Annotated in this window: 18 protein-coding genes; 4 read left to right on the top strand and 14 right to left on the bottom strand. The window is 48.5% G+C overall.

Features of this window, described 5'->3' with window-relative positions:
• Positions 1-126: 126 nt before the first annotated feature.
• From ACN0R1_RS06085 to hemP, 11 genes are all read right to left on the bottom strand, one after another.
• Positions 127-2034 carry a TonB-dependent receptor domain-containing protein gene (locus ACN0R1_RS06085; protein WP_417580935.1) on the bottom strand — a complete coding sequence of 636 codons (1908 nt, stop codon included), beginning with the start codon at positions 2032-2034 and terminating at the stop codon, positions 127-129.
• A gap of 337 nt (positions 2035-2371) precedes the next feature.
• Positions 2372-4588: a TonB-dependent receptor domain-containing protein gene (locus ACN0R1_RS06080; protein WP_417580933.1), complete on the bottom strand. Its 2217-nt coding sequence runs from the start codon at positions 4586-4588 to the stop codon at positions 2372-2374.
• 216 nt (positions 4589-4804) lie between these two features.
• Positions 4805-5893 carry a cytochrome-c peroxidase gene (locus ACN0R1_RS06075; RefSeq protein ID WP_417580931.1) on the bottom strand — a complete coding sequence of 363 codons (1089 nt, stop codon included), beginning with the start codon at positions 5891-5893 and terminating at the stop codon, positions 4805-4807.
• Positions 5893-8460 (bottom strand): TonB-dependent receptor plug domain-containing protein, encoded by a 2568-nt coding sequence (locus ACN0R1_RS06070; RefSeq protein ID WP_417580929.1) that lies wholly within the window; start codon positions 8458-8460, stop codon positions 5893-5895. Before ACN0R1_RS06070 ends, ACN0R1_RS06075 begins: the two co-directional genes overlap by 1 nt.
• A gap of 121 nt (positions 8461-8581) precedes the next feature.
• On the bottom strand, positions 8582-9106 hold the full coding sequence (gene hutZ / locus ACN0R1_RS06065; protein ID WP_417580927.1) for a heme utilization protein HutZ: 525 nt from the start codon (positions 9104-9106) through the stop codon (positions 8582-8584).
• 33 nt (positions 9107-9139) lie between these two features.
• On the bottom strand, positions 9140-9925 hold the full coding sequence (locus ACN0R1_RS06060) for a heme ABC transporter ATP-binding protein (protein WP_417580945.1): 786 nt from the start codon (positions 9923-9925) through the stop codon (positions 9140-9142).
• Positions 9926-9928: 3 nt separating this feature from the next.
• Complete coding sequence (locus ACN0R1_RS06055) at positions 9929-10963, bottom strand: FecCD family ABC transporter permease (RefSeq protein ID WP_417580925.1); 1035 nt, start codon at positions 10961-10963, stop codon at positions 9929-9931.
• Positions 10963-11859 (bottom strand): heme/hemin ABC transporter substrate-binding protein, encoded by an 897-nt coding sequence (locus ACN0R1_RS06050; protein WP_417580923.1) that lies wholly within the window; start codon positions 11857-11859, stop codon positions 10963-10965. The genes ACN0R1_RS06055 and ACN0R1_RS06050 overlap by 1 nt, the downstream gene beginning before the upstream one ends.
• Positions 11849-12391, bottom strand: coding sequence for a heme utilization cystosolic carrier protein HutX (hutX, locus tag ACN0R1_RS06045; protein WP_417580922.1), 543 nt, complete (start codon positions 12389-12391; stop codon positions 11849-11851). The genes ACN0R1_RS06050 and hutX overlap by 11 nt, the downstream gene beginning before the upstream one ends.
• Before the next feature lie 50 nt (positions 12392-12441).
• Positions 12442-14619, bottom strand: coding sequence for a TonB-dependent hemoglobin/transferrin/lactoferrin family receptor (locus ACN0R1_RS06040; protein WP_417580920.1), 2178 nt, complete (start codon positions 14617-14619; stop codon positions 12442-12444).
• Between the two features lie 260 nt (positions 14620-14879).
• Positions 14880-15074, bottom strand: coding sequence for a hemin uptake protein HemP (gene hemP / locus ACN0R1_RS06035; protein WP_417580916.1), 195 nt, complete (start codon positions 15072-15074; stop codon positions 14880-14882).
• Between the two features lie 218 nt (positions 15075-15292).
• Between hemP and bfr (ACN0R1_RS06030) the strand changes: the two genes are divergently transcribed.
• Positions 15293-15757 carry a bacterioferritin gene (bfr, locus tag ACN0R1_RS06030; protein WP_417580914.1) on the top strand — a complete coding sequence of 155 codons (465 nt, stop codon included), beginning with the start codon at positions 15293-15295 and terminating at the stop codon, positions 15755-15757.
• 25 nt (positions 15758-15782) lie between these two features.
• Positions 15783-16250 carry a bacterioferritin gene (gene bfr / locus ACN0R1_RS06025; protein ID WP_417580912.1) on the top strand — a complete coding sequence of 156 codons (468 nt, stop codon included), beginning with the start codon at positions 15783-15785 and terminating at the stop codon, positions 16248-16250.
• A gap of 387 nt (positions 16251-16637) precedes the next feature.
• Here the strand turns inward: bfr (ACN0R1_RS06025) and ACN0R1_RS06020 are convergent, their stop codons facing one another.
• A complete protein-coding gene (locus ACN0R1_RS06020; RefSeq protein WP_417580910.1) occupies positions 16638-16841 on the bottom strand; it encodes a (2Fe-2S)-binding protein in 204 nt (67 codons plus the stop codon).
• Between the two features lie 202 nt (positions 16842-17043).
• On the opposite strand from ACN0R1_RS06020, the gene ACN0R1_RS06015 reads away from it, so the two are divergent.
• Both ACN0R1_RS06015 and ACN0R1_RS06010 read left to right on the top strand, forming a co-directional pair.
• Positions 17044-17331 (top strand): hypothetical protein, encoded by a 288-nt coding sequence (locus tag ACN0R1_RS06015; protein ID WP_417580909.1) that lies wholly within the window; start codon positions 17044-17046, stop codon positions 17329-17331.
• Positions 17332-17350: 19 nt separating this feature from the next.
• The gene (locus ACN0R1_RS06010) at positions 17351-17512 is read left to right on the top strand and encodes a hypothetical protein (RefSeq protein WP_417580907.1); all 162 of its coding nucleotides are present in this window, start codon (positions 17351-17353) and stop codon (positions 17510-17512) included.
• Positions 17513-17552: 40 nt separating this feature from the next.
• On the opposite strand, the gene mgtE is transcribed toward ACN0R1_RS06010, so the two are convergent.
• Together mgtE and cysS are read right to left on the bottom strand one after the other, a co-directional pair.
• The gene (mgtE, locus tag ACN0R1_RS06005) at positions 17553-18911 is read right to left on the bottom strand and encodes a magnesium transporter (RefSeq protein WP_417580905.1); all 1359 of its coding nucleotides are present in this window, start codon (positions 18909-18911) and stop codon (positions 17553-17555) included.
• A gap of 87 nt (positions 18912-18998) precedes the next feature.
• Positions 18999-20396, bottom strand: a complete 1398-nt coding sequence (gene cysS, locus ACN0R1_RS06000) for a cysteine--tRNA ligase (protein WP_417580903.1) — start codon at positions 20394-20396, stop codon at positions 18999-19001.
• Positions 20397-20457: the final 61 nt, after the last annotated feature.

Here is a 20457-nt window from a genome sequence, read left to right as displayed (position 1 = left end):
GGGTAATAATCTGCTGCCAGTTATCTTGGCATTTTTGGTTGGCCATTCTGAGCTCCATACATTGAATTTGATGGAGTTAGTTTGAAGCGGTTACATTCTAAATTGTAGGTGCTGATTCTTTGGCGCTTACTCTGAGTCTGTCAGGGTGTAATTACCCCGAATTGACCAGGAAGGCGTTATCCAGTAACGCCCGGCAAGCTCCAGTCCGGTGATTTCAGCACGGTCAATATTTTGCTTCTGAGAAAACTCAGTAAAGCCCAGGTCAGCCCAACCACCCCCTATATCGACACAACCGGGAACGGCTGATACTTCACAGTTTGGAACACTGTCACCACTGGAGATTTTGTCCTTGAATCTATTACTGAACACCGTGGCATTAAAATTATGCCCTTGCGGATGGGTATAATAGACAGCCAGTTCGGTATTCACGCTGGTTTCAGGCTGCAGATCCGGCGTGCCGACAAACGGCAAAGTGCCCTGACGACCAAAACCGGTAATGCCGGGAAACAAGTCACTGGTTTTAGGTGTTTTGTAACCAGTGCTTACACCGCCTTTGATGGTCCAATCACGACTTGCTTGCCAAACACTGTAGAGGCGTGGGCTGACATTGCTGCCAAACACATCGTGATTGTCATAGCGAACACCACCGGTCAGAACCAGGTCTTGCAAAGGCTCCCAGTTATCCTCAAGGAACAGCGCCCACTGCTTATGAGGTTGCACTGTGCCTGTCTGGAAACCATCACCATCCATACCAAACACACCATCTTCCATTTCAGCATCGATATACTGACCACCAAACACCAGCAAATGCTCGCCCAGCAACGCATCAAACTTTGCGTCGTAGGTGGTTTGCCGTGTTTCCATCACACGTTTAGGGCGCGGCAAAAATGTCGATTCAACCAGGTCCTCAATACCAGCCCAACTGGATCCATTGTCATCATACATCTGCTGCAACTGGTCGCGTTCCTGTACTGTAAAAGGCAGGGTACGACCATTATTGTTGGTTTCAACATAATGTACGCTGAGATCGCTGTTACCAAAGCGCCATTGTCCTTCATGACGGAGAGAAAACTGCTCACGAGTAAACTCCTGATCGGCAGCATAACCGACACGCGGCTGCACCTCGCCAGCAGAGACTCGCATAACGGAACCCACTTCATCCTTAGTGCCCAGCGGGTAGGAGCCATCTTCACGCGGGGTATTGTCATACACCTGTGTAGAGGTCTCATAATCGAAGGTGATATCCTGGCGTTCATCGATACGATAATTCAATTTCATACCGAGGTTTTTATTTTCATTATCGACTGTACGGCCACCACTACCAAAACCCAGACTGCGATTATGAATAGTACCGACTGGGTCCGTTACCGAGGCATACTGAGGATTAGATTCATCACGGTTATACAGACTACCCCGCAAACCAATACCCAGGCGCCCCTCGATCAACGGACCAGATACGCTAAAATCTGTCGTCCGGTCATTACCAAAATCATCATTCTCTTCAAATGTTTGACTATATGTAACAGAACCAGACCATTCATCCGTGATTTTTTTAGTAATAATATTAATTACACCACCCAGCGCATCGGCACCATAGAGCGTTGACATGGGACCACGAATCACCTCTATACGCTCTATCGTGTCTAGCGGTGGAATATGGTTGAACTGGTTGCCGCCAAAGTTATTCGGGTAGAGATCTCCAACGTTATTTTGTCTCCGACCATCAATCAAGACCAACGTATAGTCAGCCCCCATACCACGTATACTGATAGTCCCCTGGCCTGACTTATCAGTGGTTTCTCCTACATCAACCCCTTCAACATCACGGACCGCATCCAGTAATGTCATGTAAGGTTTTGATGCTAACTCCTCTTGTGTGATCACGGTAATACTTGCCGGTGCATCAGCAATTTTCTGCTCAAAACCCGAGGCACTAATAACCATGCTATCGAGACGAACCGTATCATCGGCAGACACCATACCGGTTGCGGAAGCGATTGAAGCCGCCAGTAGCTTTAATCGTAGTTGTTTCATTCACCACTCCAAATTCGTTAGTTACCTGATACAAATGCACCCAAAGCCCTATGTGCTGAAGGATACAATGCATGTTGTGACTGGCTAACTGAATTGCAGAGTCAGGTGGCTGGCTATAACATACTGAAAACCTTTAATGATTATCATTAAAGCTAATGCGAACCATTATCAGTTTTATTCGCTTAAATTTCAACTCTACTGGTCTAAAAATATTTTTAAACAGGCCGGTACCCTTCCGATGAGCATTTTTGAGCATTCATACATCCAAGGCATACAAAAAAGCCGCCAGAATAAAGTCCGGGCGGCTGTAGTTTTCATGGAAAGCTAGTGGAGCGTATTAAAAACTCAGATTAGCTGACAACCAGAGGCGGCGCCCATCCAGAACAGCACCTTTAGTAGAGCGAGTAAAGTGGCTATACGCGCTTGCATAGTAGGTATCGCCGTTGTATTCATACGCCTTGTAATCACGGAAATCCTTATCCAGCAAGTTCTGAATCGTACCACTGATACGCAGATTTTTACTTAGCTGATAAGAGCCACCCAGATCGAGCAAGCTATAACCTTTGATATCACCAATGGCATCATACAAGGCTTTATTCTGACCACTGGTTGGAACAGTATCAAATCGACGACTCTCACCACGATAGCTGGCATTCAACCAAAAGTTAGCCTGATGGGTCGCCTGCCAGTTCAAACGAGCATTGGCAAGATGGGTAGGCGTATCGCTTAGTTCGCCCACTACCTGACCTGTTTCATCCTCAATTTCTGTGTCAGTGTAAGTATAATTTACTGACAAGTCCCAACGAGGCGCCAGCGGGATTCTGGCAGCAAGCTCAATACCTTCACTGCGTGCCTTATTGAGGTTTTCAGTCCAGCCCACTGTTGACTGTCCATCAAAACCAACCAGGGTATAGCAATCCCCCGGTACAGGATTTTGCAGCGGGTCACTACCACTACCGTCGTAATTACAGTTATAGCGTGAAGTAGAGCTAAAGCGATCTTCGATACGGCTTTGGAAGAGGGTTGCGTTGGCAGTCAAGCCATTATCCTGCTGATAATAGATTCCCAATTCACCATTAACACTTTTTTCTGGATTCAGCGCAGGGTTACCCACTGTTGCGGTCTGACCTTGAGCTGTAATGCCATTAATGCCGTCGTACAAAGCATCAACATTCGGCGTTTTATACCCTGTGCTCACCCCACCCTTCAGCGTCCAATTATTATTCAGGCTGTAGACAGCATAAGCACGCGGTGTTACATGACCGCCAAAGAACTCATTGTGGTTATAGCGTGCACCCAGTGTTAACAACAGATCATCCGTCACGGCCCATTCATTTTCAGCAAACAGAGACCAGTCATCCTGCTTGAACTTGTTCGGCGCGACACCATCGATCATTTCGGCTTTCCAATACTGTCCACCGACCGTCAGGAAATGCCGCTCACCAAGTGCTTGCATATATTTACTATCGAGAATGAGGTTGGTGGCTTCCAACTCCCGTGGATCCATGACGTTTTTACCCGGTATCCCTGAGTTCGTGGGATCGTTTGGGTTACCCGGAATGGTTCGGCCGATAGTTTCTGTCTGATTGCGCATCAGACTGGACTCCCAGGTACCCGAACCTACTCGACTGGTATGACCAATGGCAAACTGCTCTCGGTCGTGACGCAATTCATCATCATAGCCACGCCAGTTAGTCGCTGTATCATTATTACTTAACTTACGATTTTCTGGTGTGCCGTTATCATACGTCTGTCTGGAGATATCAAAATCAAACCAGAGATCATGATTTTCATGCGCCAGCAGGTCCAGCCGACCACCAAACGAATAAATATCAGCTTCTACTTTGCTCTGACCACGAGAGTTCAACTCAACATCTTGGCCATCAACGCCTTGGGCGGTGAGATTATATTCATCGCGATCAAAATAGCTGCCACGCAAGGTAAGCCCTAGGCGATCTTCTATTAACGGGCCACTGGTATAAAAGCTGGTTTTGCGGCTATCACCAAATTCTGAATCTTCCTGGAAGGTAAATTCCTGTGTTACCGAACCTGTCCACTCGTTAGATACTTTGCGAGTAATGATATTAACCACCCCGCCAATCGCGTCTGAACCATAAAGTGTAGACATAGGACCACGTATCACTTCAATTCGCTCTATCGCATTAACCGGAGGTACAAAACCGGTCGACATCTCACCGAAACCATTAGGCGTGATACTGCCCGCTGAATTCTGACGACGACCATCGATCAGAATCAGGGTGTAATCAGATGGCATACCTCGAATGCTGATATTAAGGCCACCCGTTTTACCCGTGTTACCCAACACATCTATCCCTTCAACATCCTGAAGAGCTTCAGCCAGGTTAGAAAAATTCTTACGCTCCAACTCTTCCCGTGTCACAACCGAAATACTGGCTGGCGCATCAGTAATTTTCTGTTCGAAACCTGAAGCACTAACAACCATGCTATCAAGGCGCACAGTCTCATCCGCATAAACCATGCCAGTCACTGAAGCGATTGAAGCTGCCAATAGCTTTAATCGTAGTCGTTTCATTCACCACTCCAAATACGTTAGTTATCAGACACAAAGTCGCCTCCCCCGGCCTGAGGTACCGGGGGCAATAGATGCATTGTGGCTGGCTAGCTGATTTGAAGATTCAGGTGGCTGGCTAAACACATCGAGAACCTAATTAGATATCAATAAGGCTAATGAGAAACATTATTAATATAATTAGACATTATTGCAATATTGATTTTTCAAAAAACGAACCTAGAGTTGATCAAGAAAATGCTTTAGCGCCTGAAGCTCTATCTCCGACAACCCCAGGGGCTGCAATAAGTGAGACGTCTCTGGAAACAGTGGATCTTGCTGTTGACTGGTAGCAGGCTGGGGCCTTGGCATGCCGGCATTGTACATTTGCAGTATGCCTTCCAGCGATGGAAACAAGCCGTTATGCATCCACGGCCCGGTCTGACTAACCCCTCTCAGGGTTGGGGTACGAAAAGCGCCTACATCGGCAACTTGCCCGGTCACATGATAGCGCCCCAGGTCTTCGTAACGACGACCATAATAAGTAAGCCCAAGATTATGGTACTGCTGGTCTGACATCAACGCGCCATGATGGCAGTTCATACAACGGGCTTTGGTTCGAAACAAATGCAGCCCTTGTATAGCCACATTATCCAGTGCCTGCGAGTCGCCCTGCATAAAGCGGTCAAATGCTGTTGATCGCCAACGCAGGCTACGGATATAGGCACTGAGCGCCTGAGAGACCACTTCCAGAGAAATAGTGGTTTCGCCCGACACCTGGGCGAACACAGCAGGATAAGTAGCATGAGTTTGCAAACGTTGTTGCAAGGCTGGCAAGGTAAAAGCCATTTCAACCGGATCTTGAACAGGCATCAGCACCTGTGCTTCAAGGCTAGCAGCCCTTCCATCCCAGAACTGCGCCTGAAAATGACCACTGAGCAGTATAGAGGGCGCATTGCGTCGACCTGCCTGACGGTCGTGCCCAAAAGACACCTTGCGCGCATCGGTAAATGCCAGTTCAGGCTCATGGCAGGAGGCACAGGCAATTTGCCCTGACTCAGACAGCAAGGGGTCAAAAAAAAGCTGCTCGCCCAGGGCTATCAAACCAGCGTCAGCGGACGGCTGCACGGGTATATCAGCCAGCTCTTGCCAGTTAACCCCGGAATCAACCCAGGGCGCTGGCCAACTGTCGCTAGATTGAGAATAAATCTGACGCAACGACAAGCCAGCATCCTGGTTTGGGGTGTCATAGCTGTTTTTGACCAGCATAATCAAAAACACCCCAGTGATAATCACCCCAGGTGTTTTCCAGTGTATCTGTCCGATCATCAGAAGCTGTACCCCACCTCCAGCCAGACTTGACGCCCTGTTTCATAGGTCGGTACATCGCTGTTGCTCAGATCAATCAGATTCACCTTATCCAGCAGATTGTACACATCCAGGTTAGCAAACACCGCCGACTCACCCGATAAGCGCTTCTCCCATCCCAGGCGCATATCCCAGTTCACCGATTCTTTGTACTGATTTTCTTCCCAGACATCAACCAGCCCGCCCTGATATTCGACCAGATCGCCAGTGACTCCCATGGCCCGATACCCCGCACGATAGCGCAAGAAATTAGTCAGTGTCAGTCCACTTGCTGGATGGCTAGACACAGTCGTCAAACGGGCTGTCCAGGGACGGTTAAAATTATCAGCAGGCCGTTCAGAGTAGCGCATAAAGCGGCCATCATAACGTATGTAAGGGTCATCATACTCAGTTGAACTCATCGTGGTGCTGTAATCCCGATGCGAACGCGTCACATCGGTCCAGTCCAACGCCAGCTGAAAATGGTGTTCAGTATTCCGAAAACGGATGGATTCCATCGGCGAAAAAGTCAAGGTGAGCGTTTCACTGGTACTGCTCCCCTGATTGTTGTAGGTGAAGTAGTTTGCCAGCAGATCACCGGAGCCAGGCTCAAGACCCAGCATGCCGCTACGCGCACGGACTATCTGATCCTTGCCATCTCGGTGAACATATTTCAGCGACAGTTGATAACCCGCGACCTGCTGATCCAGTCCCAGCATTAACTCATCATCATAGGGTAATTTCAATTCATTCAAGCGGGTATTATTCAGGGTGCGGACTGGATCCCCCCATTCCTGAGAGCCATTGGTACGAGTCTGGGTGTACTGCAACGCTGTCCGGCCTTCATTAAGGCGATAGGCGTGCATGTTACGACCATAATAGCGGTTAGCCCCTGCACTCAATCGGGTACGTCTATCACCCCAAAGATCCAATTCAGCAGCAAAACGCGGCGACCAAGTGGCGTCATCCATAAAACTGTCGGCATCAAAGCGAACACCGGGGCGTAACTGTAAACGTCCGAATGTCAGCGCATCCTCCAGATAAGCAGACCATTGCGTGGTTTCATATTCAATTTCTCCGGCTTCATAGACATTCAGTCGTCGGAAAGCCTGACCCATGCCCCCGTAGCGCGGTGTCGGGCTCATGGAACACCAGACAGTCTCAATACAACTGGTGGTAGCCGCCAGTAAAGATCCATAGGTCATTTCTTCTGGGCGCTGATAACTAGCCTGTTGCCAACCCAGTTCTACACCGGTTTTAATGCGATGTTCAACACTCCCTGTATACAGGGCATTCCAGTCCATGTTCGCCTTATAACTGAAATTGCGTTGCTGCTGCTCTATATCGCCCCAACTGCCTTCTGAACTTAAATGTGTTGCATCCGTTGCCAGAGGGTTACTCCAGTTTTTTTCCGGAGACCAGCGCCAGCCGCGATAATAATCGGTGAGTGTTTCACGTGAGTTTTCCAGATCACTAAAGCCAAAGGTCTGTGAAAGCAATCCTGGCTGCAGGGTCCAGTCAACCTTGATACTACCGCTGTAACCGCCGGAGATAATTCGGGTATCGGTATCCTTTCCATTTGAAATAAAGTACAGATTTTCTTGTGGTGCATGGGTAAGTGAGGCATCAACAACCAGGTTTTCTGTTGGTGTCCAGTGAGCTTTAACGAAATAATTATCAATGCGACGTTCCTGGTCTTTCTGCCCTTCACCTGCTGGGGTCGCATAGGTATCTGGGTCATAGAGATACAGCGGGATAGTCGAATCCTTGCGCGAGAAACTGAACAGCAACCCCAATTCATCATTTACCGGACCTTCCAGGGTCGCGCGTGTTATCCACTTACTGAACTCAGGCTGAAGGGCAGCGGATGTTGAGGTTTCCATATCAGCCAGCTGACTTTCATCGATATGGTATTGTGTCCAGGCATCACTGGTATGCTGTATGGAAATTTTTCCGGAAAGACGTTTTGCTGGCGCTCGCGAGGTCACATTAACCACCCCGCCATTGAACCCACCAAATTCAGCACTGACATTACTGTCAAGCACCTCAATACTACCCACTAAATCCGTGTCCAGAGCTAATCCCTGACTACGACCAGGCACATCGGTCATACTCAATGGGTTAGAACTAACTGGATCCAAATCATTATTCATGGAAACGCCATCCAATAAAAACAGATTCTGCCAATAGACAGCCCCGTTAATACTGATATTGGCGGGATCTATCTCTCCCGGTGTTTTACTGCTGAGCTGTGTGTCATCAAACTGCACGCTTGGATTGAGTTTAAGTACACTGGTTATATCACCATTTCCACTAGGCAGTGCCTGAATCAAATCTCGATGATAGGTTTGTGTTCCTTGATCCAAGGATTCATAGATTGCAGCTTCAACTTGTATGGAGGGCAGAAGATGCGTATCCGTTGTTTGAGACGAGTCGACAATACTTGCCTCACTCGATGATTCCTCAGTAGCGACAGCGGATGTACTCAACAACACAGTGCCTGCCGCAAAGACAAGCAACATACTTCGACGTGTATAACCAGCACACATGTTTTAACTTCCAGGAGAATCCCAACCGGGATGGCATGAGTAGATCTGGCTGGCTCAAGAAAGTAACTCTTTGGCTGGCTAGTAATGTAAACCTAACAAATTATAAAATTACGCCTCAAAGCTATGATGCCTTTAAACTTCTATGCCCTTCTTTAAGATGCACAAAGTCTATTAGCTCATCACCTGATACAGTAAATGCCTGACCAAAGCCTTTGACATACAAGCCTTTCTCAGGCACAAGTCTAAACAGATGGAAATCTCCCAACTGAGATAAGTTGTCGATAATATCTCCCTGACGTGCACGCAAAGCCGCAATACCCTGTTGCCAATCGCTACTGCCTCTGGTTACTTCGTTCGCCAGCGCATCAAAGGTCAGACGCTTACGGGCATAGATTTGTCGTGTTTCACCTTCGTCATCTATTAACATGATCGATACTCGATTGCATTGCTGCAGATTCTGACCATGTCGGGCTATTTCACTCACTAACACATAGTAGCCATCTTCCTGTAACGCAAACGGTGCATAGCTGACATTGGGGTTTGCACCCTGGTCAAGCGTGGCCATTACCAGGGTTTTACGGCTGTCTCTAAACGCCCTGACCTCTGGCAAAAGACGCTCTTGCAAACGGTTCTGATCTTCATTCATTGTGTCTCTCCAATAACAGTTAAGGTTTCTGTATCACGCAACCGCGGCGGATGGTGCGGTAATCACCAGAGGCCAACCGCCAGGGTGTTCCATTACATCGATAGGGTAGCGGTACACCTCACTGAGCAGGTCTGACCGCAAAACCTCTCGTACACTGCCTTGACAGGCAACTTTACCAGCATTCATCAACAGGATTTTATCGGCATATTGAGCGGCCAGATTTAAATCGTGTAACACCACCAGTACACCCATACCCTGTTGACGTACTCTTTGTTGCAACACTGAAAACACCTGATGCTGATGGCTCAAATCAAGGCTCGCAGTACATTCATCCAACAACAGATAACGAGGCTCAGTTGTTGGCATCACCTCAAGTTGAGACAGGACTCTCGCCAACTGTACTCGCTGTTGCTCTCCACCTGACAGTGTCAGATAGTTACGTGTAATCAAATGCGCGGCGTCAAACAAGGATAGCATCTGCAGAATATGCGCCTGGCGATCAAGCCGTGGCATGGGATGACGTATCCCGGTTTCAATCACCTCCTCTACGGTGAAGGCAAAGTTCAACTGCACACTTTGTGGCATAACGGCTCGGTATTGTGCCAGCTCGCCAGTAGTCCAGTGGTTTAAACGCCGTCCATTTAGCGCCACCTGTTCCTTTAAACCAGCAACATCACCACTCATCACCTTTAACAACGTGGATTTACCTGCACCATTCGGCCCCAAAACGGCCAACATCTCGCCTGCAGGTATATGCAGCGATACACTATCCAGGAGTTTTTTTCCGTCTAGTGTCAGTGTTAATTCATGTCCAGACAACATTCAGAAGCCCACCCTTGCGCGTTGCTGTAACAAAAGCCACAGAAAAAAGGGCCCACCAATGGATGCCATCATTAGCCCTATAGGCAATTCGGCTGGCGCAATGAGCAGGCGGGCAAAAATATCTGACGCCACCACCAGTAAAGCCCCCATTACCGCACTCAGAGGTAATACCCAGCGATGATCAGGACCGGTTAGCAATCGCACCAAATGCGGCGCCACCAACCCTACAAAACCTATCACACCACTGACCGCAACTGCCGCACCTACTGCCAGGGCCGTCAGTGCTATCACTATAGATTTCATCCGTTTCACATCAAAGCCCATATGTGTACTGACACTTTCACCCATCAGAAACGCATTAAGCGTCCGGGAGTATAAGGGCAAGAGTACGCACGCGAGTAAAATAGGAATACCAGCCATGGCTACATCAACCCAGGAAGCACTGGCCAGTGATCCCATTGACCAAAAAGTCAGCGTGCGCAGCTCTTCATCTGTAGCATAATAGGTCATGATGCCGGTGGCAGCGCCTGCGATCGCATTGATGGCAACACCGGCCAACAGCATGATGGCGACATCCGTTCGCCCATCGCGGGTAGCCACCCTATAAATCAATGCTGTTACCAATATCCCGCCAATGAAAGCGGCAATCGGTAGAGCAAAATACCCCCATAAGACCACCCATTGCTTCAAGTAGGTGCCACCCAGCACTATCACCATAACGGCGGCCAACGCGGCACCGCTGGATACACCCACCAAGCCTGGATCGGCTAATGGATTTCGAAAAAGCCCTTGCATCGCCGCGCCAGCAATAGCAAGACCTGCGCCGACAATGCAACCCAGCACAACCCGCGGCAAACGAATATCTATCACCACCAGCGCCGCCTGCGCATCATCCAGCAGCCCTGCCAGAACACCGTAGACCTGCCAAACACTAAGAGTCATAGCGCCTTGTGTCAAAGAGACACTCAATGTAATCAGCAGCGCTAATACCAGCATTCCTGCCGCCAATCGTGGCGATGCGATGACACGCTGCATCACCCCTCTCCTTCCAAACCTACCAGTCCAACAGTGCTTTCGGGTAGCATCAGGCTGTTTACCAGCTCATCGAGACTCTTGGGTAAATCCGGACCAAAATTAAGCCAGCGTGATTCTATGGCGATGACCTTGCCAGCCTGTCCTGCAGCAGTACGACTAATCGCTGGATCAGCCAGCACTCTATCTTTGCCGCCACCCATCGCCTCAGCATTCTCAAGGGTCAGGATCAAATCAGGATTGGCCTGCATCAGCGCTTCAGCGGATACCGTCTGATAATTTTCAACACTGTCGCTGAAAGGATTGGTCAAGCCTGCCAGCGCCAAAAATGCATCGGCCCGACTACCTTTTCCTGCCACCATCATGCTGCTGTTACGGACACCCATCACGAAAATCGCACGAATTCCATTCGAATTATCAGCACTCAAACGCGAAATCACGCGTTCAGATTCATCAGCAAACGTTTGAATCAATGCATCACCTTCTGAAGATACCCCAAGTGCATCTGCCACTTCAGCGATCTTGTTTTTAACACCCTCTACTGAGTAAACATTGGGTATTACCCGAATATTCACACCTGTCTGCTGCAACTGATCCAGTACCGTCTGAGGCTTTGCATCCGCTGTAACAAGAATGAGGTCCGGTCTTAACGACAACAAACCTTCAGCTGACAACTGGCGCATATAACCCACGTCAGGTAAGGCATTGGCTGACTCTGGCCAGGTGCTGGTGGTGTCTCGGCCCACCAATCGATGTCCCTGCCCCAGTGCATAAATGATTTCCGTAATGGAACCATCCACTGAAACCACACGCTGAGGCTCAGCCACTACCTGAAAGGCGATGCCAGTCGACAGAAACACCACAACGTAATGCAACAAGCGACGTAATTTATCGGGCATAACCAAGCCCCTTGAGTCGATTGAATGCCTGCAACTGATGCGCATAAATTACGCCTTGCTCATCGCGCCCCAGATAAACCTTAAACACACAAGCTCCAGCCCTGTTATAGAATACGATGGCGTGCGCTTCTTTACCGCGTAGCGGCTTGCTGAGTAAGGCGATATTGGCAATAGCATCGAGCTTCAGATGCCCATGCAACTGCCCAGCCGTACCCATCAGGTTAAAGTAGCCAAAGCCAGGCTTGCCTTCTGGCAAACTCCCTTTGAACTCAAACACCGAGCCATCACGCTCAACAATTGTTGTCACCGCGCCCCAGTGTGAGATATCTAGAAGAATAGCTTCTGCAAGATTCCCCTTGATCAGGTACACCATATCGCCCGGCAATGCTGATACGACAGACCACTCAGTAACTTTTAGCTCATCCGCCATTTCAACGGGACGCAGCTGCGGTTTCTCCCGCAATAGGGTTTCAACCTGTTGAACAAGATTTTCCTGCATAATCATTTCCAGATTGTGATTCATCATATTCATAACGTTCACCTCTTTGCTCTGCCAGCGCAGCCAGGACTGTGCCGTCAGATTCAGAATTGATAATTAAAACTGACCTTGAAGTTACGTCCCGGCTGCGTATAGGCATCGATTTCCTGCGAATCTGCACTCAGATCGCGCACATCAGCCCAATAGGTGTAGCGCTCGTCTGTCAGGTTAAACACACCCGCCTGAAGCGAAGCGTTTCGATTAATCTGCCAGCCTGCCATCAGATCAGCTGTGGTAAAACTGGCGGGCGAATAACCATCTTCGTCAGGATTACGCTTCTTTGCCTGCACATGTGTCAACATTAGATCGGCATAGTACTCACCCTGATCATAATGAAGACCGGCCAGGAATTTGGCGGGGTCAATGGTTGCCAAGGGAGCTTTACCGTCATCGCCACGTTGGTCACCTCGGTGCCAGGCAAATCCAGCTGAAATCGCCCAGACAGGATCAAACTGCCATCTTGCATCCCCCTCTATACCCGTCACAGTAACCTTGTCATGATTGATACTTTGATAGGTCATCGGATCAGTTGGCGTACCCGTCCCACTAACAGCTGTGTTTTCTATAAAGTTTTTGTAGTCTGCGCGGAACACACTGACGCTATAGCGTAGTTTATTGTCACGACCACGCAGGCCAACCTCATACATGCGACTGGTTTCTGCCTTCAAATCCGGATTAGCAATGGTCTGATAGGAAAAAAATGGGCTGCTAAGATTGGTGAAGCCACTGTTTACGTCTTGCGGCGTAGGTGCACGAAAACCTTCAGCATACTGTGCAAACCAGTTCAGTAGTGGTGCCTGCTGCCAAACAACTCCCAGCTTGGCTGACACCGCACTGTCCGACAAGGTCTCTGGCGACAGCCCTCGGTATAGCGGGTCATCAGCAGTCGGATCAAGCTTGTAACTATCGTAACGCAGGCCCGGAATAATACGCCATTGACCCAGGGCTATTTCGTCCTGAGCAAACAAGCCTAACAGCTGATAATCAGTATCCGGGAATGGCTTATCCGGAAAGCTGGTGCCCGCCGGGGTACCCTCTCGAAACGCCTGAACATCCGTCTGAGAGTAATCCAGACCGTAATGGAAGGTATGGGTGACGGCGTCACCCAACTGGCTTTCAAACACCGCATTCACACCCTGAACCAACTCGCTGTATTCATTATCACGGGTACGATCACCTATCGTGCGTCGCTCATCGCTAAATTGCCGTTCACTGCTATCTTGCTGATACAGGCTGATACGCGCCATACGGAGAAATCCATCGCTCGACGTAGGCTGATACAGGTAATCCATCTTGTACAGATCACGGCGTACACGATCGTCGGCATTCAATGCAGTTACTGTACTGCTTAAACCACTCAGAACCTCCGTATCCGTGTTGCGATCAATTGTTTCAGCGGTGAATTTCAACTGATGCTCATCATTCACATCCCATACCAGCTTTCCAAGCCAATAATCGCTATCGATTTGCTGCGGATTGGGCAGGGTTCGGGTAGTACCAACACCCGTCGCACTACCCTGGTTACGTAACTGCTCGGCATCACGCTGGGTATAAAGCAGCATGACTGACACCTGCTCATTTCTGGCTGCTACAGCAGATGTAGAAAACCAGCTTTTGTCTTCTGAGGCATAACCCGTTCTGAGATTAACCTGTACATCCTTGCCTAGTGTCAGCAGATCTTCAGGATCCTTGGTCACAAAACTGACGGCACCCGCCAATCCTTCGCTGCCATACAACGTTGAACTCGGCCCACGTAAAATTTCGGCGCGTCGATAACCTTCTGGCTCAAGATAATTAGCACGACCCGTCACAATAGGGCCGAAGGTATAAAGAGCCGGAAGACGAACACCATCGGTCTGAATCGTCACCTGATTGCCTTCCAGACCACGAATATTGACGCCTTCATTACCGCCCCTGCCGACGCCGCTGAGCGCTGCAGTGGCGCGCATAGGCTGAGCGCGAACTGACACACCGGCTTCATAGCGCAGCATATCCTCTACATCTGAAGCCTGCTGCTTTTGCACATCGTCTTCAGTAATCACACTGACAGTATTGGCTACATTCAGCACATCCTGCTCAGTATGCGACGCCGTTACTGTTAACTCCTTAAGCGAGGCTTTCGATGCCACTGGAGTCGAGACTTCAGCCAAAGAAAAGCCTGAAATGGCAATACCAACCGCCAGAGTCAGCGCCTGGCGCGGAAAATAAACTGCGTAATTCATAACTTTGCCACCCATAATATTAGACACCCCCATCTGCAAGAGAAATTAAAGACACATCAGATAGGGATTTGCGAAGGCAATATAAACATTGAAGCGCACAAGGCGCTTACGCCGATGCAAACAAATTCAAACCAGTAATTGTTCATCTATGGCTCCGTGGACAGCATCACTGTGATGTCATCCGCGCGAGCTGGCTGCCTGAGGGCACTGGGTGGCTGGCGTTACGCGTTTTAGTTGATTGGGAATCAGTGTCAGAGCACTTATTTGGTCAGTATCAGCTTTCCATTTTTCGTCCGTGACAAACGATAGATTTCATTTTCATGTACTATCTCAAGACGCCCATTACCTGCCAGCAATTCCTCGCTGGAAATCCTTGGTGAACATCCACGACTGCCAATGAGTGGAGCAGTCTTGTTCTGTTCAGCGTTTATCTGTGCTGATGGTTGATCTTTCATATAAGCTCCTTAACACTAACGATAACAATTATCGTTTCCATCCGTGTATTTGTCAACACAGAAATATCATTAAGTGCTATTATTTATGTGATTAATCAAATGACTTGCTCAACACCTTGTTGCGATTAATTATTTCAACCATGGATGTGTTTTTAATACATTAAAGCTATAGCAAGCAGCTGTAATTTTGACGCAACCCAATTGACCGGACAGACATTATGAAAGGTGAGAAATCCGTAATACAACAGCTCAATAAAGTCCTTACCTACGAGCTGACCTCAATTAACCAGTTCTTTCTGCACGCCCGGATGTTTGGCAACTGGGGGTTTGCTGCCCTGAATGAGAAAGCCTATAAAAAATCTATCAAGGATATGAAGCAAGCCGACAAGCTCATAGAGCGTGTACTATTTCTCGAAGGCCTCCCTAACCTGCAACACCTTGATCGACTACGTATTGGCGAGACGCCTGAAGAGATGCTGAAAGCAGATCAAGGCTTTGTTTCAGACCAGTTAACTCTGCTCAAAACAGCCATACAGGTTTGTGAAACCGAGCAGGATTACGTTAGCCGCGAACTGCTTGAAGATATCCTTGAATATGAAGAAGATTATCTGGACTGGCTGGAGACCCAGCTACAACTGATCAGCAGCATCAGTATCGAAAACTATCTACAGTCCATGACCTGAACAATGAACCGAACGGAGAAACACTATGAAAGGTAACCCTGACGTAATTGAAGCGCTGAATAAATTAATGGGTGGCGAGCTCGCAGCCATGGACCAGTATTTTGTGCACTCAAAAATGTATGAAGACTGGGGACTGTCCAAACTCCACGAGCGAATTGCGCATGAGTTTGATGATGAAAAAAGCCACGCCAGCTTACTGATCGACCGCATTCTTCTGCTGGGAGGCAAGCCTGACCTGTCTACTCGCGGCCCTGCAAACATTGGATCTACAGTACCTGAAATGCTGCAGTTTGACCTGGACCTTGAATACGAAGTGACCCGTCAACTCAAATCAGCCATTGCACTGTGCGAAACCACTCAGGATTACCAGAGCCGCGACATGCTGCTGGCGCTGCTTAAAGATACTGAAGAGGATCACGCCCACTGGCTCGAACAGCAGTTGGGGCTGATAGAAAAGCTGGGATTACAAAATTATTTACAGTCACAGATCTGATCCTGTAAACAGCCTTAAAAAAATTTAGTTTTTTTCTTCAAAACAATTGCAAACGATAATGCGTTGCATTAACATGAAGATTCATTGACAGGTTGAACTCGTGCTTAACCGCACTAAAGTTCATGTGCTCTCAGCACGTTAGACCGTAACACAGCCCAAACTGTGTTACGGTTTTTTTTATGCCTGATACTTTGCACGCACAAGTCCAGCTAGCGTAATCCCACAAAAATACCCCCCCTTGTCAGAACTGACTTAGGTTCAGCTTTTTACAGCAAGGTTTAATACAAATAGAAGAAAATTAGAAGAAAATAGAAGGAAATTTCAGAAAAGGAATTTGCTCAGGCGCAGACGTTTAGCGCTCGTCCATGAGCATTAGAGGTGACAGGGTTAGCAGGCGGCCGCGTCTACATAGTTACAGCTGGTATCGGATTGAGATTGTGTGCGCAGCATGTCACGAGCCAGGCAGACACACTTGCCACAACAACTACCCACCTGAAGTGAACGGTTCAAATCACGCACACTTGATGCCCCACCATCAATCGCCTGATGCACATCGCGTTCAGTTACACCATTACATATACAGACATACATCAGCAAGCCCTCTTATCTAGTTCAATACAAATGATAACGCTTATCATAAATATTACAAGAGATTTTTGTCTTCCTTCTGCTTTTCACAACCAACGCTTCAAATACTTTGATATGAGGTATAAAAAAACTATAGATACCATTGATAATAGTTATCATTACAATTAATGTATGGGTATTGAACTGAAATATCCGGGAGGATGAGATGATCGATGAACACGCTACAGACCTGTCTGAGTACTTGTCTCAGCATTACGAAGAGTTGAATGCTTACCTTTCCGGACTGTTCGGATCAGCCAGCTTTGCTAATGAGATTACCCAGGATCTGTTGTTTTATCTCTGGAACTCCCCAGTGAAGCTGTGTGTAGGCAATCCCATGGCGCAACTGCTATCCATGGCAAATCGGCTGGGGCAATACCGAAGACGGCAGCGTCTTAGCCGCAGCGTTCATGTGCCTAGACATAAACCCACCACCGCCCCCTTGTATATTTAATCAGAGAGGATAAGGACTCATGAAAACTCAACAACGCTGGTCTCAAGGCACCACAGATAATGACCTGACTGCGGAAACTCGTTTGACCGAATTGCTGCACCAAAGACAACATACACTGATAATCTGGGCAGGTTTATCCGGTATTGTACTGCTAGGCTCAACCGTGTTGTGGCTGATTTAATAGACTATACGTAAGCCGGATAGATCAATGCAAAGTTAGCTCAATGCAAAATAATCAGTGTCGCCAACCCCAGGAAGGATAAAAAACCAGCCACATCAGTGACCGTTGTTAAAATCACGGCGCCAGACAGAGCCGGATCGATTTTCAGTTTTTTCAACATCAAAGGAATAGCAATACCGGCCAGATTGGCAAGCGTCATATTGACTAGTATCGCAATTGAAATTACCAGAGAGATCTTTGGATCACCAAACCAGAGATGAGAGATCAGGCCAACAACCAGTGCCCAGATAACCCCATTGGTCAACCCCACCCATAACTCTTTATTGAATAGCCAGACCTTGTTATTACCGGCTATCTGCCCCAGCGCCATACCGCGTATGACCACCGTTAACGTCTGACTTCCGGCAATTCCGCCCATACTGGCGACCACTGGCATCAACACGGCCAAGGCGACTACCTGTTCAAGTACAGCCTCAAACTGACCAATAACGGCCGCGGCAAGAAACGCTGTAGCCAGGTTAATACCCAGCCAGATACCACGACTTTTTGCACTCTGAAGAATGGGAGAAAATAGCTCTTCCTCATCACTGACACCGGACATGTGCTTTAAAGTCATGTCGGAATCATCCTGAGTAATTTCAATAATATCAGCAATATTCAACTGACCGACCAAGACACCCTCGGCATTGGTTACCGGTGCAAAGTAGAGTTCTCTGGCCCTGAGTACCGAGGCAGCGTCATTGACCTTCATATTGTCATTCAGGGTGAAGGCCTTGTACATGAACTCATCTACCAGCGAATCCTGATTCTGTTTAACCAAATCTATCAGGGTAATCGTGCCCAGCAGGCGCTTATCCTTGTCAGTCACCATGATTTCTTGTGACTCATCATCCAGCAGCTTATGAATCCGGACAAAACGCTGCACGGCTTCCAGGCTGACCCCCTGCTTTACATTAACGGTTTCCGGGTCCATGTAGCGACCAACCGTATCTTCGTCGTATGCCTGGAGCACTTCAACCTGTGAACGAATGATCTCGTCCAGTGACTCATACACTTCCGTCTTGAGATGGTCTTCAACCACATCAAGTACTTCGGCAACTTCCTGCGCATCCAGCCCTTTGACTATCTCGGTGACATCAGCCACCGACATATCGGTCATATACTCTGTACGAATATCCTCGGCCACTTCAGCCAAGACTTCACCTAACTGGCTATCCGGTACTGCCAGCCAGATCTGATGACGCTGATTAGCTGGAAAGGATTCAAGCCAGCGAGCAAGATCGGCAGATTCCTTATCCGCCAAGGCACGACTAAGCCCTGAGTGATCCTCAGCCTCAATCAATGCCTGCAAATAAACCAGCTGCTGTTCAGCTGATGAAAACTGCGTTCCTTCGTGCATGAAAACCCTCTAACTACTCAAAACTGGTTGACCGAAACCCGATCATGGCTGGGATGCAGCCAGAAGCGCAGTTGCCCTACTCACACGTCAAGATGTCGTTTCACGATACCACGTCGTACCTTCACGACTGTCTTTCAATACCACGCCCTGATCCAAAAGCTGCTGCCTGATCCGGTCAGCGCCAGCATAATCTTTATCATCCCTGGCCTGTTTACGTGCATCTATTAAGGTTTCGATCTCAACTGCACTGATTTCACCGGCTTTATCTTCACCCTTGAGGAACTGATCCGGGCTCTGCTGCAATAGTCCCAGCACGCCGGCAAGGCGTTTAAGCTCCCCTGCCAGATGTGGTAGTAACGCAGACTTCTCACGTTTGGCACTATTCAGTTCATTCACCAGCTCGAATAACACCGCCAGCGCTTTCGGAGTATTAAAATCATCATCCATCGCCTCACAAAAACGCTGCTGGTACGCTGGATTAACGCCCTGTGGTTCAGCGGCGAGCTCAACGCCTTGTAACGCCTGATAAAAGCGCTCCAAGGCAGAGCGCGCCTCAGTCAGGCTGGATTCCGAGTAATCGATATAGCTGCGGTAGTGGGCGCTGGTAAGAAAATAGCGCACAACTTCCGGGTTATAGGCCTTCAAGACATCACGAATGGTAAAAAAATTATTCAGTGATTTGGACATTTTTTCCTGGTTGACCCTGACGGCACCCGCATGCATCCAATAATTGGCATAAGTGCACTCATTGGCCGCTTCAGACTGGGCTATCTCATTTTCATGGTGTGGAAAGGGCAAGTCCGGCCCACCGCCATGAATATCCAGGGTGGTACCTATGCAGCAACGCGACATGGCTGAACATTCAATATGCCAACCCGGACGCCCGTCACCCCAGGGGGACGGCCAACTGATCTCACCAGCTTTGGCCGCCTTCCACAGCACAAAATCCAGTGGGCTTTCTTTCAGCACATCAACTTCAACCCGGGCACCGGAACGCAGCTCTTCAATCTGTTGGCCACTGAGCTTGCCATAACCCTCAAACTTCTCGACACGGTAATACACATCACCGTTGTCAGCCCGGTAGGCAAAGCCCCTGTCGATCAGATCAGTGATAAACGCAATAATATTGTCCATGTGTGCGGTAACACGCGGTTCATGGTCTGGGCGTAGCACCGACAGGGCTTGCTCGTCTTCATGCATCGCCGCAATCATACGCTGAGTCAGATGTTCAACAGTTTCACCATTTTCAGTGGCCCGACGCATAATTTTGTCATCCACATCGGTGATGTTGCGGACATAGTTAACCTCCCAGCCAGACCAGCGCAAATAACGGGTAATTACATCAAATGATACCATCACCCGTGCATGTCCTATATGACAATAATCGTAAACCGTCACACCACACACATACATGCCGATTTTTCCGGCTTGCAGTGGTTCAAAGGGTGTTTTGGATCGCGTCAGGGTATTGTATATCTGTAACATGCTATGCACTCTTAATCTTGATATGGCTTCTGACTGCAGCACAGTCAGAGCACGGATTATA

Source organism: Nitrincola sp. (genome assembly GCF_048264025.1).
Taxonomy (GTDB): Bacteria; Pseudomonadota; Gammaproteobacteria; order Pseudomonadales; family Balneatricaceae; genus Nitrincola.
Note: the sequence above shows the minus strand (reverse complement) of the source record. Positions and strands in the feature narration are given on the sequence as shown.

Excerpts from the sequence above, each read along its gene's own strand:
- ACN0R1_RS06085 (WP_417580935.1), bottom strand. The coding sequence starts at position 2,034 with ATGAAACAACTACGATTAAAGCTACTGGCGGCTTCAATCGCTTCCGCA.
- ACN0R1_RS06080 (WP_417580933.1), bottom strand. The coding sequence starts at position 4,588 with ATGAAACGACTACGATTAAAGCTATTGGCAGCTTCAATCGCTTCAGTG.
- ACN0R1_RS06075 (WP_417580931.1), bottom strand. The coding sequence starts at position 5,893 with ATGATCGGACAGATACACTGGAAAACACCTGGGGTGATTATCACTGGG.
- ACN0R1_RS06070 (WP_417580929.1), bottom strand. The coding sequence starts at position 8,460 with ATGTGTGCTGGTTATACACGTCGAAGTATGTTGCTTGTCTTTGCGGCA.
- hutZ (WP_417580927.1), bottom strand. The coding sequence starts at position 9,106 with ATGAATGAAGATCAGAACCGTTTGCAAGAGCGTCTTTTGCCAGAGGTC.
- ACN0R1_RS06055 (WP_417580925.1), bottom strand. The coding sequence starts at position 10,963 with ATGCAGCGTGTCATCGCATCGCCACGATTGGCGGCAGGAATGCTGGTA.
- ACN0R1_RS06050 (WP_417580923.1), bottom strand. The coding sequence starts at position 11,859 with ATGCCCGATAAATTACGTCGCTTGTTGCATTACGTTGTGGTGTTTCTG.
- hutX (WP_417580922.1), bottom strand. The coding sequence starts at position 12,391 with ATGAATATGATGAATCACAATCTGGAAATGATTATGCAGGAAAATCTT.
- ACN0R1_RS06040 (WP_417580920.1), bottom strand. The coding sequence starts at position 14,619 with ATGAATTACGCAGTTTATTTTCCGCGCCAGGCGCTGACTCTGGCGGTT.
- hemP (WP_417580916.1), bottom strand. The coding sequence starts at position 15,074 with ATGAAAGATCAACCATCAGCACAGATAAACGCTGAACAGAACAAGACT.
- bfr (WP_417580914.1), top strand. The coding sequence starts at position 15,293 with ATGAAAGGTGAGAAATCCGTAATACAACAGCTCAATAAAGTCCTTACC.
- bfr (WP_417580912.1), top strand. The coding sequence starts at position 15,783 with ATGAAAGGTAACCCTGACGTAATTGAAGCGCTGAATAAATTAATGGGT.
- ACN0R1_RS06020 (WP_417580910.1), bottom strand. The coding sequence starts at position 16,841 with ATGTATGTCTGTATATGTAATGGTGTAACTGAACGCGATGTGCATCAG.
- ACN0R1_RS06015 (WP_417580909.1), top strand. The coding sequence starts at position 17,044 with ATGATCGATGAACACGCTACAGACCTGTCTGAGTACTTGTCTCAGCAT.
- ACN0R1_RS06010 (WP_417580907.1), top strand. The coding sequence starts at position 17,351 with ATGAAAACTCAACAACGCTGGTCTCAAGGCACCACAGATAATGACCTG.
- mgtE (WP_417580905.1), bottom strand. The coding sequence starts at position 18,911 with ATGCACGAAGGAACGCAGTTTTCATCAGCTGAACAGCAGCTGGTTTAT.
- cysS (WP_417580903.1), bottom strand. The coding sequence starts at position 20,396 with ATGTTACAGATATACAATACCCTGACGCGATCCAAAACACCCTTTGAA.